This window comes from Hydrogenophaga sp., assembly GCF_018780075.1.
In the GTDB taxonomy this organism is placed as follows: Bacteria; Pseudomonadota; Gammaproteobacteria; order Burkholderiales; family Burkholderiaceae_C; genus Hydrogenophaga.
Window position 1 is genome coordinate 1 of sequence record NZ_JADMKB010000157.1, and the last position, 14,225, is coordinate 14,225.

The following is a 14,225-nucleotide window of genomic DNA, read 5'->3' on the forward strand; positions in this document are numbered from 1 at the left end:
TCAACGCCGGCATCCCGGTGAAGATGCTGGAGATGAAGCAGGAGGCGCTGGACCGTGGTGTGGCCACCATCCGCAAGAACTACGAAGCCCAGGTCAAGAAGGGCAAGCTCAAGCAGGACAAGTACGAGCAGCGCATGGCCCTGCTCACCACCACGCTGAGCTACGACGAGATCGGCTCGGCCGATCTGGTGATCGAAGCCGTGTTCGAAGAGATCGGCGTCAAGGAAGCGGTGTTCAAGGAACTCGACCGCGTGATGAAGCCCGGCGCGATCCTGGCTTCCAACACCTCCACGCTGGACGTCAACAAGATCGCCTCCTTCACCAAGCGCCCGCAGGACGTGGTGGGCCTGCACTTCTTCAGCCCGGCCAACGTGATGAAGCTGCTGGAAGTGGTGCGCGGCGAGAAGACCGCCAAGGACGTGATGGCCACCGTGATGACCGTGGCCAAGAAGATCAAGAAGACCGCGGTGGTCTCCGGCGTGTGCGACGGCTTCATCGGCAACCGCATGATCGAGCAGTACGGCCGCCAGGGCGGCTTCCTGCTCGACGAAGGCTGCACGCCCGAGCAGGTCGACAAGGCGATGGAGAAGTTCGGCATGGCCATGGGCCCGTTCCGCATGGGCGACCTGGCCGGCAACGACATCGGCTGGGCGATCCGCAAGCGCCGCTACCAGGAAAAGCCGGACATGAAGTACAGCAAGACGGCCGACCTGCTGTGCGAGAAGGGCCGCTACGGCCAGAAGACCGGTGCCGGCTGGTACGACTACGTGCCGGGCAAGCGCGACGCGATCCCGAACGCCGAAGTGGTGAAGATGATCGAGGACCACCGCAAGAGCCTGGGCATCACGCCGCGCAAGATTTCCGATGAAGAGATCGTGCAGCGCCTGGTGTATTCGCTGGTCAACGAGGCCGCGCACATCCTGGAAGAGGGCATCGCCAACAAGGCCAGCGACATCGACGTGGTCTACATCTTCGGCTACGGCTTCCCCGCGCACCGCGGCGGCCCGATGATCTACGCCGACACCGTGGGCCTGTTCAACGTGGTGCAGAGCATGAAGCGCTTTGCCAAGAACCCGCTGGACGACGCGAAATTCTGGGAGCCGGCCCCGCTGCTGGCGAGCCTGGTGGCCGAAGGCAAAACCTTCAACGCCTGAGCCCAAGAACCCACACAAGGAGAACATTTCATGACCAACGCCGTCATCGTTTCCACCGCCCGCACCCCCCTGGCCAAGAGCTGGAAGGGCGCCTTCAACATGACCCACGGAGCCACCCTCGGCGGCCACGCGGTGCAGCACGCCGTGCAGCGCGCCGGCATCGAAGCCGCCGAAGTGGACGACGTCATCATGGGCTGCGCCAACCCCGAAGGCGCCACCGGCGCCAACATCGCGCGCCAGATCGCGCTGCGCGCCGGCCTGCCCATCACCACCTCGGGCATGACGGTCAACCGCTTCTGCTCGTCCGGCCTTCAAACCATCGCCATGGCCGCGCAGCGCATCATTGCCGGCGAGGGCGACGTGTATGTGGCCGGCGGCGTGGAGAGCATCTCCTGCGTGCAGCAGGAGATGAACACCCACATGCTGGCCGACCCATGGCTGGCGAAAAACAAGCCCGAGATCTACTGGAACATGCTGCAGACCGCCGAACAGGTGGCCAAGCGCTACAACATCGGGCGCGACGCCATGGACGAGTACGGCGCTGCCAGCCAGCAGCGGGCCACGGCAGCACTCGAAGCCGGCCTGTTCAAGGCCGAGATCGCTCCCATCACCGTGACCGCCGGCGTGGCCGACAAGGTCATGGGCCTCACCACCAAGCAGGTGACGGTGGAGAACGACGAAGGCATCCGCGCCGGGACCACGTTTGAAGGTATCCACGGCCTGCGCTCGGCCCTGCCAGGTGGCCTGGTCTCGGCCGGCAACGCCAGCCAGTTCAGCGACGGCGGTGGCGCCTGCGTGCTCATGAATGAAACCATGGCCGAGAAACGTGGCCTGACGCCCCTGGGCCGGTTCCTCGGCTTCGCGGTGGCCGGTTGCGAGCCCGACGAGATGGGCATCGGCCCGGTGTTCGCCATCCCCAAGGTGCTCGCGCGCCTGGGCCTGAAGGTGAGCGACATCGACCTGTGGGAACTCAACGAAGCCTTCGCGGTGCAGGTGATCTACTGCCGCGACAAGCTGGGCATCCCGGGCGACAAGCTCAACGTCAACGGCGGCGCGATTGCGGTGGGCCACCCCTACGGCGTGTCGGGCCAGCGCCTGACCGGCCATGCGCTGATCGAAGGCAAGCGCCGCGGCGCCAAGCGCGTCTGCGTGACCATGTGCATCGGCGGCGGCATGGGCGCTGCCGGCGTTTTCGAAGTGCTCTGAACATGGCAGAACCGGTCACGGTCAGCCCCGAGGTCTTCCTCGCCATGGGCCGCGAGGTCCTGGCGAAGCAGCCCTTCTCGGTGCTGATCGGGGCCGAGTTGGTGGCGTTGTCGCCTGGGCATTGCGAACTGCATGTCCCGATCACGGAGGCGGTTCAGCAGCAGCACGGCTTTGTGCACGGCGGCGTGCTCAGCTACGCCGCCGACAACGCGCTCACCTACGCGGGCGGCACGGCGCTGCGCGTGCCGGTGGTGACCTCCGAATTCAAGATCAACTACCTCCGGCCGGCCATCGGCGAGCGTCTGATCGCGCGCGCTGAAGCCGTGCACACCGGTAAAACGCAGGCGGTCTGCCGCTGCGATGTGTTCGTGCTCAAGGACGGCGTGGAAAAGCTCTGCGCTGTGGCCCAGGGCACCATCGCCGCGCTGCCGGCGGCCTCGGCCTGAGCGGTTGGTGGCGCCGGGGTTCACCCCATGGCCCTCTCGCGCCAACCGCGCCACACTGTCGGGATGACCACCTACCGCATCGGTTGCGGTGCCGGCTACGCCGGTGACCGTATCGACCCCGCACGGGACCTGGCCGAACGCGGCGAACTGAACGCCCTGGTGTTCGAGTGCCTGGCCGAACGCACCATCGCGCTGGCCCAGTTGCGCCGTGCCCACGATCCTCAAGCCGGCCACGACCCCATGCTCCAGGCGCGCATGCGCGCGGTGCTGCCGGCCTGCGTGCGCCACGGCGTGACCGTCATCACCAACATGGGCGCCGCGAACCCGATGGCGGCCGGTCAGGCGGTGCTGGCCGTGGCTCGCGAACTGGGCCTGCCGCGCCTGCGCGTGGCGGTGGTCACCGGCGACGACGTGCTGCCCTGGATGTTGTCGAACGATGTGCCGCTGATGGACTCGACCGACAGCGTGCGCTCGCTGGACGGGCGCCTGGTCTCGGCCAACGCCTACCTCGGCGCCGACGCCCTGCTGCCCGCGCTGCAGGCCCATGCGGACGTGGTCATCACCGGCCGCGTGGCCGACCCTTCGCTGTTTCTGGCCCCGCTGATGCATCACTTCGGCTGGGCCGCGGACGACTGGCCCTGCCTGGGCCAGGGCCTGCTGGTGGGCCACCTGCTCGAATGCGCGGCGCAGGTGAGCGGGGGCTACCTGGCCGACCCGGGCCATGTGGACGTGCCCGACCTGCACCGCGTGGGTTTCCCGCTGGCCGAAGTGTCCGCCGATGGCGGCGCGGTCATCACCAAGCTGCCGGGCACCGGCGGCCGCGTGGACCGGCTCAGTTGCACCGCGCAGTTGCTTTACGAAGTGGAAGACCCGGCGCAGTACCTGCAGGCCGATGTGGTGGGGGACTTTTCACAGGTCCGCTTCACGCCGCTCGGCCCCGACCGCGTGCAGGCGCAGGGCGCCAGCGGCCGCGCGCGCCCCGAACAGTTGAAGGTGACGCTGGGCTACCGCGACGGGTTCATCGGCGAAGGCCAGATCTCCTACGCCGGCCCGGGTGCGCGGGCGCGCGGCGAACTGGCGCTGTCCATCCTGCGCCACCGGCTGCTGGAGGCCACGCTGTCCCACGGCCTCGCTGGCTTGGAACACCGCGCCGAGCTGATCGGTGTGAACGCGATGCACGGCCCTCAGCTCGGCGCCGACCGCGAGCCCTACGAAGTGCGCGTGCGCCTGGCGGTGCGTTGCGCGACGCGCGCGCAGGCCGAAGCGGTGGGGCAGGAGGTGGAGGCGCTCTACCTCAACGGCCCGGCCGCCGGGGGCGGCGTCACGGAGTCGGTGCGCGAGGTGATCGCGGCCGCTTCGGCGCTGGTGCCGCGCAGCGCGATGCGGCCGCGCTGCGACCTCCTTGAACTCCACCCGGAAGCCTGACATGTCCACAGCCTCCACCGATCCCCAGGCACCGCGCACCCTGCGCGACATCGCGCTCGCGCGCTCGGGAGACAAGGGCAACCGCGCCACGCTCAGCGTGATCGCGCTGGACCCGGCGGACTACCCGGTGCTGGAGCGCCTGCTCACCGCCGAGCGCGTGCGGGCCCACTTTGCCGGCGTGGTGCACGGCCCGGTGCGGCGCTACACCTTGCCCGGTCTGGCGGCGGTGCACTTCGTGATGTTCGATGCCCTGGGCGGCGGCGTCACGCGCTCGCTGGCGCTCGATGCCCACGGCAAAACCTTGAGTGCGGCGGTGCTGGATCTGCCCCTCTGACCCCTACACTGACCCCGACTTTTGACAACCACCCGAAGGAGACTCTGATGCGTTCTGTGTTCCGACTGCTTGCCACCACCGCCGCCGCGCTGGCGTGTTCATCCGCCGCGCTGGCGCAGGCCTGGCCCGACAAGCCCATCAAGGCCGTGGTGCCCTTCGCGGCGGGCAGCGCCACCGACACCATCGGCCGGGCCTTTGCACAGAAGATGCAGGAAGCCCTGGGACAACCCATCATCATCGACAACAAGCCCGGCGTGAACGGCATGCTGGGTGCCGACGCGGTGGCCAAGGCCGCGCCGGACGGCTACACCATCCTGATCGGCACCAACAGCACCAACGCGGCCCTGAAGAGCCTGATGAAGCAACTGCCCTACGACCAGGACAAGGCCTTCGCGCCCGTGGCCTACATGGGCTCGGTGCCGCTGATCATGGCGGTCAACAACGAGGTGCCGGCCAAGACCCTGCGCGAGCTGGTGGACCTGGCCAAGGCCAAGCCCACCTTCGTGACCTTTGCCAGCGCCAGCACCTCGCAACTGGTGTCCACCGAGATGATGGCGGGCATGGCCGGCATCCAGCTCACCAACGTGCCCTACAAGAGCGGCCCCGCAGCCATGACCGACCTGATCGGTGGCGTGGTGCAGATGTTCAGCGCCGACTTCGCCGTGATGCTGCCGCAGGTCAAGGCGGGCAAGGTGCGTGGCCTGGCCGTCACCTCGTCCAAGCGTTCGCCCGCCGTGCCCGAGCTGCCCACGGTGAACGAGGCCCTGGGCCTGAAGGACTACGAACTGATCGCCTACTTCGCGGTGTTCGCGCCCGCGGGCACGCCGACCGACATCGTGGCCAAGCTCAACAAGGCGGTGAACGACGCGGCCAACAGCAAGGAGGTGCAGGAGAAGTTCGCCGGCATCGGCTTCGCGGTCGAACCCGGCACCCCCGCCGACCTCGCCAAGCGCAGCGTGGCCGAGACCGCCAAGTGGGCCAAGGCGATCAAGGACGCGAAGATCGAGCCGCAATAAGGACCGGTCGAACTCCGCTGGTGGCGCCAGGGGCGTTTCTCAGGGCGTCGACCGCGCCCAGCTCGCCATCAGGGTGTTGGACGGCTGGTGTTCGTCCAGCAGCTTGCGCGCCGTCTCGATGCCGGCCACCGGCAGGCCGGTCGGGTCGAGTCGGCCGATCTGCACCAGCACGCTGGCCTGGTCCCAGTAGATGTGTTCGTGGTAGAGCTTGTCACCCCGGAACTTGACGATGGCCACCAGCGGGATTTCAACGCGTCGGCCGGTGGGCGCGATGCCCGGCAGCATCCAGTCGATCTCGCAGGTGTGGGTGAAGCAGAACAGCAGCTCGTCGACGATCTGCGTGGCACCGATGGTGCGTGAGATCGGCACCAGCGTGGTGTCGGGCGGGTTGCTGTTGACGAAGTGGTGCTGGTAGAAGCGCGACAGCATGGTGTGGCCCACGCCGCCGGTCATGGTAGGAATGTGGTTCACGTACGGCTCGGCCACCATGGTGGCCATGGTGGCGGCCACGTCGCGGGTGGCGAACTCGTGTTCGCAGTGTTTGTCCCACAGGGCCGAGAAGTCGGGATGGGGGCCCATGACGGCCTTGAAGGCGGCCACGCTGCGCTGGTGCGCCATCAGCGCGGAGGGCTTGTGGAAGTGGTCGCCGCCCTGCCGCGCAAACGCGTGGTCCACGCCGGGGTACACGTACAGCTCGGTCTGGTCGCGGCCTGACAGCGCCGCCAGGATCGCGGCGCGTGCCTCGGGCGGGCAGAAGGCGTCGTTTTCGGCGATGTGCAGCACCAGCCTGCCGCGCAGGCGCTGGGCGTCGTCCAGCGCCTTTTCAATGCCCACGCCGTAGTAGCCGACGGCCACATCGGCATCGGTGTGGCAGGCCGCCAGGTAGGCCAGCTTGCCGCCCAGACAGAAGCCCAGCACACCGGCCTGGCCCGTGCACTCGGGGCGCTGGCGCAGCGCGTTCAGGCTGGCCTGGATGTCGGCCACGCCCAGGGTCTCGTCGAAGCCTTGGTACAGGCCGAAGGCGCGCTGGAAATCGGCCTCGGTGTAGCCCAGCTGAATGCCGGGCTGCTGGCGCCAGAACAGGTCGGGCACCAGCACCACATAGCCTTCTTCGGCGTACTGGTCGGCCACGGCGCGCATGGTGGCGTTGACGCCAAAAATCTCCTGCGCGAGCACGATGCCGGGGCCATGGCCCGAGGGTGGCAGGGCGAGGTGGGCGTCGAAAGATCCGCTGCCGTCGCTGGCTGGGATGCGGATGGTTTGGGTGGTGGGCGTCATGCGGTTTCTCCAAGGTCTGCGAGGGTGGTGTATTGGCCGTCCGAGTACAGCAGCGGCGCTTCGTTGCGGGGGCTCAGCAGCACCGCCTTGATCTCGCCGATCATGGCGGCGTGGCTGTGGGCCACCATCATTTCGTCGACCACGCAGTCGAACACGGCCAGGGCGTCCAGCAGCACCGGCGCGCCGGTGGCCAGCGTGCCCCAGCGGCCGGGCTCGAAGCGTTGCGCCTGCGGGGTCGGCGCGCCGCCGAACTGCTGCGCCAGGTCGAGGTGGCGGTAGGCCAGCAGGTTCACGCTCATGCGCCGGCTTTCCGCGATGGCGCGGAAGGTCGAACCCTTGAGGTTGACGCAGGCCAGCAGCCGCGCCGGTTCGGCCGAGAAGGAGGTGACGGCGGTGGCGGTCAGGCCGGCCAGGGTCTGGCCATCGTGGGTGGCCACCAGTGTCACGGCGCCGGTCAGGCGGCGCATGGCCAGGCGGAAGTCGGACAGCGGCAGGCTGGCGCTGTGGCGCAGAGCCTGCAGGGGAGGCAGCGTGCCCAGTTCTGCCGCGGTCACTGGAGTACCTCCGCTCTTCGAGCTGCGGTGCGAGCTTGCTTGGGGCGGCCCGGCGCTGTGTTCATTGGAGTACCTTCGCCCTGCGGGCTGCGGTGCGAGCTTGTTTGGGAACGGCCCGGCGCAGCGCTCATGCCGGCACCGCTTCCAGGTAGGCGTCGACCTTGTCCGGCGTCATGAAGAAGTTCACGAAGTCGGTCGGGTTGTTGAAGCCGTTGGCGATGCGACGGGCCACCCGGGGTTCGCCGCAGGCCGCGCCCAGCACCTTGAGCACGTGGGGCGGTGGCGGCGACAGCAAGGCGTTGGTCCAGTCGGTGGCGAAGTGGCCATAACTTGCCCAGAAATCTTCGAAGGTCTGCTGCATGAAGGCGGCGTCAAAGGGCTTGTCGCCGTGCGCCACGATCGCCAGTTCCACCGCATTCGCAAACTTGGCCGCGTTGTTGGAGCCCTGGCCGGTGATGGGGTCGTTGAGCATCACCGCGTCGGCCATGCCCATCACCACCCGGCCGCTGGGCAGCTGGCCCACCGGCTGGCGCACCGTGGGGGCGAAGCGCCCGGCGAGGATGCCGTTGGCGTCGGTCAACTCCACCTGCGTGCAGCGGGCCGCTTCCCAGGGCAGGAACCTGGCCAGGATGTCTTTGGACCGGGCCAGGTGCTGGGCCGGCGTCGCCACATCGCCCCAGCAGTCCATCGGGCCGCCGGGCACGCCCTCGAACACCATGATCTCGCAGGGGCCACTGACCGTCAGTGCCGGGAACACGAAGTACTCGCCCACGCCGGGGATGAGGTTGAAGTTGACGGCCGAGTACTCGGGGCGGGGCGCCATGCCGTGCACATAGGTCAGCGCCAGGGCGCGCTGCGGCTTGTCGTAGGGGCTGCGGCTGGCGTCGCGCTGAAACATCTGGGCGATCGCGCCCTTGCCGGCGGCCACGATCACGAGATCGTGGTCCTGCGTCCAGCGCTCCAGGTCGTCCATGCCGGCTTCGTGCATCAGCAGCTCGCCGCCCAGGCGGCCGAACTCGGCCATCCAGCCGGGCACCTTCACGCGCTGGTCGACGGACTGCGCCTTGTGGTCCAGGCGGTGGCCCCAGCTCATGGCCTTTTCGCCGGGCAGTTCGGGGTGGGGCACGGTGAAGGAAATGCCCTCGACCGGCGGGCAGTCGGGCTCCCAGAAGTTGAGCCCGCGGTCGCGCTCAAGCTGCAGGCTGTCGTGGAACATGCACTGGCTGGACAGCACCTTGCCGGTGCGCAGGTCCTCGGGTGTGCGGTTGCTGGTGATGCTGACGCGGTAACCGCGCTGGAGCAGGCTGATGCCCAGTTGCAGCCCGGCCTGGCCGGCGCCGACGATCATGATCTTGCGCATGGTGTTGTCTCCTGGTGGTGTGGGGGAAAGCAGGGTTGGTTGGAGCACCTTTGCCCTGCGGGCTGCGGTGCGAGCTTGCTTGGGAGCGGCCCGGCGCGGCGCTCAGTCCATCAGCTTGGGGATGGCCGGTTCGTGCGATTCGGGGCCCATGGCCGAATAGCCGCCGTCGACGGCGTAGTCGGCGCCGGTGACAAAGCTGGCGTGGTCCGAGCACAGGAACAGCACCACCTGGGCCACTTCGTCGGGGTCGCCGACGCGCTTCAACAGGTGGAAGGGCGCGGCCACGCGGTCGGTCTTGGCGCGGTCGCCGTGGGTGAGCTGGTTCATGATGGCCGACCAGGTCCAGCCGGGCGACACGCTGTTGACCCGGATGTGATCGGGTGCCAGGTCCATGGCCATGTTGCGCGTCAGCTGCACCAACGCGGCCTTGCTGACCGGGTAGAGCCAGCGACCGGTTTGCGCCACGCCGGAGGAGATGCTGGTGAAGTTGACCACCGCGCCAGCCCCGGCCTTCTGCATGTGCGGGTGCACCGCCTTGAGCATCATCACCGCGCTGGCCACGTTCACGTCCAGGGCTTTGTGCCAGTCGGCGCGGCCCGACCGCAGCCCCTCGTCCACGTACGAGCAGGCCAGGTTGATGAGGAAGTCGACGCTGCCGAAGCGCGCGGCGGTCTCGTCTGCGCAGGCCGTCACCTGGGCGTCGTCGGTGATGTCGGTGGCGCGGAACCACACGCCCTCGCCGCAGGCATCGGCCACCGCCTGGCCACTGGGGATGTCGATGTCGGCCAGCGTGACCCGCACGCCCTGGGCGTGCAGGGCCCGCACCACGGCGGCGCCGATGAGGGTGGCGCCGCCGGTGACAATGGCGGTCTTGCCGGACAGTCCGAGAAAAGTGGCTTGGGGCATGGGGGTCTCCTGGGCTTGAAACAACGCCGCGGGTGGCGGTGGGGCCAATGTAGAAACCGGCCGGCCCCGGTGGCATCCCGTTTGCGCAGCCACCGTCCCAAAAGCGAGAAATTGCGGGCCGAGCCTTTTCACGGCGGGCCGTCGCGGGAAAATCCCGTGGCGCATCGGTGCGTGATTTGTTAGTTTTGGCGCCATGTTGTCGCCCTACCGTTACCCGCTGGCCAGCCACGCGCTGTTTCACACGCGGGACGTGGACCAGGCGCGCGAGGCGGTGGCGCGTGTGTTCTGCCCTCACATGCTCAACCCCTGTGGGTCGGCCGTGGTGCTCGACGCGCGCCACCACAGCGCGCCGGTGTGTCAGGACGTGAGCCTCAACTACGTGCAGTACGGCCCGGCGGTGGACATCGAACCCGGGCAACTCGGCAACTTCTACCTGCTGCAGATCCCGTTGCGGGGCAGCGCCGAGGTGAACTGCGGCGGGCAGCAGGTCACGGCCCGGCCGGGCATGGCCTCGTTGCCGTCCCCCACCGAATACCTGAAGATGCGCTGGGCCGATGACAGCCCGCACCTGATCCTGCGCCTGTCGCAGGGGGCCGTGGTGCGGCAGGTGGAGCAACTGTCCCAGACCGCCGTGCACCGGCCGCTGGTGTTCGGGCTGGGCCTGGCCATGGACACGCCGGCGCTGGCGCCCCTGGCCGGGTTTGTGCGTTACCTGGCCGAAACCCTGGAGGTGGACGCCGGGTTTGCCGGCTCCGCCCTGGCCCAGCAGGCCGAGGCCTACCTGCTCAGCACCCTGCTCATGCAGGCGCCCCACAACTACAGCGAGGCCCTGTGTGGCGACACCCGGCGCCCGCTGCTGCCGCGCGCCGTGCGGCGGGCGCAGGACTTCATGCAGGCCAACGTGACACGGCCGTTGACGCTGGCCGACCTCTGCGGGCACCTGCACGTGAGCGCGCGCAGCCTGCAGCAGGCCTTCGTTGCCCACACCGGCGAGTCGCCCATGGTGTACTGGCGCAACCTGCGCCTGGACAAGGTGCGCGCGCTGCTGCGCCGGGCCGCCGGCCAGGCGTCGACCGACGTGACCGTGACGCTGGTGGCCGCCGAGCATGGCTTCCTGCACATGGGCCACTTCGCGGCGCAGTACCAGCGCCGTTTCGGTGAGCGCCCGGTGGACACCCTGAAGACGCCGCGTGCTGTCATGCAGGGGTCAAGCCCACGCGCCTGAGCGCATTACAGTTGGCGCTCCCTGATCGAGGAGCCCCATGAGCTTGCGTCCCACCATCGACTTTTTGCTCCACGACTGGCTGGGTGCCGAGGCGCTCAACCAGCGTGAACGTTTTGCCGACCACTCGCGCGAAACCTTCGACGCCGTGCTCGACACCTGCGAGCGCATCGCGCGCGAAAAATACGCGCCGTTCAACCGCCTGGTGGACACGCAGGAGCCGCATTTCGACGGCGAAAAGGTGATCCTGCCGCAGGCCACGCACGACGCGCAGAAGGCCTACGCCGACAGCGGCATGTTGAGCGCCGCGCAAGACCACGACATCGGCGGCATGCAGCTGCCCTACACCGTGGAGGCCGCGGCCAACGCCTTCTTCGCCATGGCCTCGGTCAGCATCGGCTCGGGCATGTTGACCACCGGCAACGCCAACCTGCTGATGAAGCACGGCACCGAGGCGCAGCAGCGCGTGTTCGCGCTCAACGAGTTCAGCGGCCGCTTCTCGGGCACCATGTGCCTGAGCGAACCGCAGGCCGGTTCCTCGCTCAGCGACGTGGTCACGCGCGCCGTGCCCGACGGCCAGGGCAGTGAGGCCGACCCGCTCGGCCCGCGGTACCGGCTCAAGGGCAACAAGATGTGGATCTCGGCCGGCGAACACGAGCTGACCGAGAACATCATCCACCTGGTGCTGGCCAAGATCCCGGACGAACACGGCAAACTGGTCCCGGGCGTGAAGGGCATTTCGCTCTTCATCGTGCCCAAAAAACTGGTGGACGCCGAAGGGCAACTGACCGGCGAGCGCAACGACGTGGCGCTGGCGGGGCTCAACCACAAGTGCGGCTGGCGCGGCACGACCAACACGCTGCTCAATTTCGGCGAAGGCAAGTACCCCGTGCGTGGCGAGGCCGGCGCCGTGGGGTATCTGGTGGGGCAGCCGGGCAAGGGCCTGCATTGCATGTTCCACATGATGAACGAGGCCCGCATCGGCGTCGGCATGGCGGCCACCATGTTGGGCATGGCGGGGTACCACGCGTCGCTCGACTACGCGAAGAACCGCCCGCAGGGCCGACCCATTTCAGCCGGCGGAAAAGACGCCGCCGCGCCGCAGGTGCGCATCATCGAACACGCCGATGTGAAACGCATGCTGCTGGCGCAGAAGAGCTACTGCGAGGGCGCGCTGGCGCTGGAGCTGTACTGCGCGCGCCTGGTGGACGAGCAGCACACCGGCAGTCCTGAAGCGGCCGACGACGCGCGCCTGCTGCTGGAGGTGCTCACGCCCATCGCCAAGAGCTGGCCCAGCGAGTGGTGCCTCGAAGCCAACTCGCTGGCGATCCAGGTGCACGGCGGCTACGGCTACACGCGCGACTTCCCGGTCGAGCAGTACTGGCGCGACAACCGCCTGAACATGATCCACGAGGGCACGCACGGCATCCAGGGCATGGACCTGCTGGGCCGCAAGGTGCTGATGGAAAACGGCAAGGGCCTGCAGCTGCTGGCCGGCCGCATCAAGGCCACCATCGAGCGCGCGATGCAGGTGCCCGAACTCGCCGCGCACGCCAGCGCGCTGGGCCAGGCCCTGCAAGACGTGGGCACCACCACCCAGGCCGCCTGGGCCACCGCCAACCCGACCGAGGCCCTGGCCAACGCCGTGCCCTACCTGCAGGCCTTTGGCCACACCGTGCTGGCCTGGATCTGGCTCGATGTGGCACTGGCCGCGCGGGCCGCCAGCGAGAGCAGCGCGCGCACCGGGCGCCTGGCCGCCGCGCGCTTTTTCTTTCACTACGAGCTGCCGAAGATCGGCGCCTGGTTGCAGGTGGTGCGCGAACGCGACCTGACCTGCGCCGAACTGCCCGAAGACGCTTTCTGATTCCCTCCATTTCCAACATCCCAGGAGACATCGATGACCCGAACCGTGACCCAACTCTTTGACCTCAAGGGCAAGACCGCCCTCGTGACCGGCGGCTCGCGCGGCCTGGGCCTGCAGATGGCCCACGCCCTCGGCGAGGCCGGCGCCCGCGTGGTGATCAGCTCGCGCAAGGCCAGCGACCTGGAAGAGTCCACCGCCGAGCTGCAGGCCGCGGGCATCGACGCGCGCTGGATCGCCGCCGACTGCTCGCTCGAAGAAGACATCCGCCGCCTCACCAGCGAAACCCTGCAGCGCGTGGGCGAGGTGGACATCCTGATCAACAACGCCGGCGCGGCCTGGGGCGCGCCGGCCGAAGACCACCCGCTCGAAGCCTGGGACAAGGTCATGAACCTCAACGTGCGCAGCTACTTTCTGCTGAGCCAGTTGATCGCCAAGGCCAGCATGATCCCGCGCCGCAGCGGCAGCATCATCAACACCGCCAGCATCGCCGGCCTGGGCGGCAACCCCTCGGGCATGAAGACGATTGCCTACAACACCTCCAAGGGCGCGGTCATCAACTTCACCCGTGCGCTGGCCGCCGAGTGGGGCGAACATGGCATCCGTGTCAACGCCATCTGCCCGGGCTTTTTCCCGAGCAAGATGACGCAGGGCACGCTCAAGGCCATGGGCGAAGAGAAGCTGGCCTCGCACGCCCCGCTGCGCCGCCTGGGCGATGACGAAGACCTGAAGGGCCTGACGGTGCTCTACGCGTCGGACGCGGGCAAACACATCACGGGGCAGTGGCTCGCTGTCGATGGTGGCGTTTCAGTCATCACAGGAGGTTGAGTGGAGTTCTCGGTTCACATTCCTTTCGTCGAGCTGCTCGGCTTCGAACTGCAGAGGTTCGAAGGCGGTGAAGCGGAGATCGCCTTCGCACCGAAGCCCGAGCACGAGAACTCGTTCAATGTGGTGCACGGCGGCGCCAGCATGACCCTGCTCGACGTGGTCATGGCGCACGCCGCGCGCTCGGTGGAGCCGGCCATGGGCTGCGTCACCATCGAGATGAAGACCAGCTTCATGCGCGCGGCCAAGGGGTCGCTGCTGGCCAAGGGCAAGCTGCTGCACCGCACCGCCACCATGGCCTTCACCGAAGGCAGCATCTTTGATGCCGCCGGCAAGCTCTGCGCGCACGCCACCGGCACCTTCAAGTTCGTGCCGCGCCTGCCGGTGGGCAAGTCCACCAACGCCCTCAACACCCTGAAGACCGACTGACCTGCCGGTTCGACCTCACCCACGGAGACACACCATGCCCACCAACCCACAGATCGTTCTCGACAACCGCCCGCAAGGCGAAGCCACCGTCGGCAATTTCAAGCTCGTGACCACCGAGACGCCGGCGCTGACCGACGGACAGGTGCTCGTGCGCCACCACTACCTGAGCCTGGACCCCTACATGCGCGGCCGCATGAACGACAGCAAGA

Annotated in this window: 14 protein-coding genes and 1 pseudogene; 11 read left to right on the forward strand and 4 right to left on the reverse strand. The window is 68.2% G+C overall.

Annotation, left to right across the window (positions count from 1 at the left end; all coding sequences use genetic code 11):
- The 6 genes from IV088_RS23895 to IV088_RS23920 form a co-directional block, all read left to right on the forward strand.
- Positions 1 to 1,154 (forward strand): 3-hydroxyacyl-CoA dehydrogenase (locus tag IV088_RS23895; protein ID WP_291106930.1); only part of this gene is annotated, 1,154 nt, incomplete at its 5' end.
- Between the two features lie 30 nt (positions 1,155 to 1,184).
- Entirely contained in the window at positions 1,185 to 2,360 is a 1,176-nt protein-coding gene (locus IV088_RS23900) for an acetyl-CoA C-acyltransferase (protein ID WP_291088913.1), read from the forward strand.
- A gap of 2 nt (positions 2,361 to 2,362) precedes the next feature.
- Positions 2,363 to 2,806, forward strand: a complete 444-nt coding sequence (locus IV088_RS23905) for a PaaI family thioesterase (RefSeq protein ID WP_291106932.1) — start codon at positions 2,363 to 2,365, stop codon at positions 2,804 to 2,806.
- Positions 2,807 to 2,869: 63 nt separating this feature from the next.
- On the forward strand, positions 2,870 to 4,231 hold the full coding sequence (locus IV088_RS23910) for an acyclic terpene utilization AtuA family protein (protein WP_291106934.1): 1,362 nt from the start codon (positions 2,870 to 2,872) through the stop codon (positions 4,229 to 4,231).
- 1 nt (position 4,232) lies between these two features.
- On the forward strand, positions 4,233 to 4,565 hold the full coding sequence (locus IV088_RS23915) for a hypothetical protein (RefSeq protein ID WP_291106936.1): 333 nt from the start codon (positions 4,233 to 4,235) through the stop codon (positions 4,563 to 4,565).
- A gap of 47 nt (positions 4,566 to 4,612) precedes the next feature.
- Positions 4,613 to 5,581, forward strand: a complete 969-nt coding sequence (locus IV088_RS23920) for a tripartite tricarboxylate transporter substrate binding protein (protein WP_291106938.1) — start codon at positions 4,613 to 4,615, stop codon at positions 5,579 to 5,581.
- Positions 5,582 to 5,620: 39 nt separating this feature from the next.
- Here IV088_RS23920 and IV088_RS23925 read toward each other — a convergent pair whose 3' ends face one another.
- The 4 genes from IV088_RS23925 to IV088_RS23940 form a co-directional block, all read right to left on the reverse strand.
- A complete protein-coding gene (locus tag IV088_RS23925) occupies positions 5,621 to 6,859 on the reverse strand; it encodes a dienelactone hydrolase family protein (protein WP_291106940.1) in 1,239 nt (412 codons plus the stop codon).
- Positions 6,856 to 7,413 carry a flavin reductase family protein gene (locus IV088_RS23930; RefSeq protein ID WP_177135520.1) on the reverse strand — a complete coding sequence of 186 codons (558 nt, stop codon included), beginning with the start codon at positions 7,411 to 7,413 and terminating at the stop codon, positions 6,856 to 6,858. Before IV088_RS23930 ends, IV088_RS23925 begins: the two co-directional genes overlap by 4 nt.
- A gap of 127 nt (positions 7,414 to 7,540) precedes the next feature.
- Complete coding sequence (locus tag IV088_RS23935; protein WP_291106943.1) at positions 7,541 to 8,773, reverse strand: styrene monooxygenase/indole monooxygenase family protein; 1,233 nt, start codon at positions 8,771 to 8,773, stop codon at positions 7,541 to 7,543.
- Between the two features lie 102 nt (positions 8,774 to 8,875).
- Positions 8,876 to 9,679, reverse strand: a complete 804-nt coding sequence (locus IV088_RS23940) for an SDR family oxidoreductase (RefSeq protein WP_291106944.1) — start codon at positions 9,677 to 9,679, stop codon at positions 8,876 to 8,878.
- A gap of 193 nt (positions 9,680 to 9,872) precedes the next feature.
- Between IV088_RS23940 and IV088_RS23945 the strand changes: the two genes are divergently transcribed.
- From IV088_RS23945 to IV088_RS23965, 5 genes and pseudogenes are all read left to right on the forward strand, one after another.
- Positions 9,873 to 10,904 (forward strand): helix-turn-helix domain-containing protein, encoded by a 1,032-nt coding sequence (locus tag IV088_RS23945; RefSeq protein ID WP_291106945.1) that lies wholly within the window; start codon positions 9,873 to 9,875, stop codon positions 10,902 to 10,904.
- Positions 10,905 to 10,941: 37 nt separating this feature from the next.
- Complete coding sequence (locus IV088_RS23950; protein ID WP_291106947.1) at positions 10,942 to 12,765, forward strand: acyl-CoA dehydrogenase; 1,824 nt, start codon at positions 10,942 to 10,944, stop codon at positions 12,763 to 12,765.
- Between the two features lie 33 nt (positions 12,766 to 12,798).
- Positions 12,799 to 13,590, forward strand: coding sequence for an SDR family oxidoreductase (locus IV088_RS23955; protein WP_291106949.1), 792 nt, complete (start codon positions 12,799 to 12,801; stop codon positions 13,588 to 13,590).
- Complete coding sequence (locus tag IV088_RS23960) at positions 13,591 to 14,016, forward strand: PaaI family thioesterase (RefSeq protein ID WP_291106951.1); 426 nt, start codon at positions 13,591 to 13,593, stop codon at positions 14,014 to 14,016. It begins immediately after the preceding gene.
- Between the two features lie 34 nt (positions 14,017 to 14,050).
- Positions 14,051 to 14,225 (forward strand): annotated as a pseudogene (locus tag IV088_RS23965) (NADP-dependent oxidoreductase); the annotation flags it as partial.

Bases quoted from the DNA above. Each gene is read 5' to 3' on its own strand.
- IV088_RS23900 (WP_291088913.1), top strand. From the start codon at position 1,185: ATGACCAACGCCGTCATCGTTTCCACCGCCCGCACCCCCCTGGCCAAG.
- IV088_RS23905 (WP_291106932.1), top strand. From the start codon at position 2,363: ATGGCAGAACCGGTCACGGTCAGCCCCGAGGTCTTCCTCGCCATGGGC.
- IV088_RS23910 (WP_291106934.1), top strand. From the start codon at position 2,870: ATGACCACCTACCGCATCGGTTGCGGTGCCGGCTACGCCGGTGACCGT.
- IV088_RS23915 (WP_291106936.1), top strand. From the start codon at position 4,233: ATGTCCACAGCCTCCACCGATCCCCAGGCACCGCGCACCCTGCGCGAC.
- IV088_RS23920 (WP_291106938.1), top strand. From the start codon at position 4,613: ATGCGTTCTGTGTTCCGACTGCTTGCCACCACCGCCGCCGCGCTGGCG.
- IV088_RS23925 (WP_291106940.1), bottom strand. From the start codon at position 6,859: ATGACGCCCACCACCCAAACCATCCGCATCCCAGCCAGCGACGGCAGC.
- IV088_RS23935 (WP_291106943.1), bottom strand. From the start codon at position 8,773: ATGCGCAAGATCATGATCGTCGGCGCCGGCCAGGCCGGGCTGCAACTG.
- IV088_RS23940 (WP_291106944.1), bottom strand. From the start codon at position 9,679: ATGCCCCAAGCCACTTTTCTCGGACTGTCCGGCAAGACCGCCATTGTC.
- IV088_RS23945 (WP_291106945.1), top strand. From the start codon at position 9,873: ATGTTGTCGCCCTACCGTTACCCGCTGGCCAGCCACGCGCTGTTTCAC.
- IV088_RS23950 (WP_291106947.1), top strand. From the start codon at position 10,942: ATGAGCTTGCGTCCCACCATCGACTTTTTGCTCCACGACTGGCTGGGT.
- IV088_RS23955 (WP_291106949.1), top strand. From the start codon at position 12,799: ATGACCCGAACCGTGACCCAACTCTTTGACCTCAAGGGCAAGACCGCC.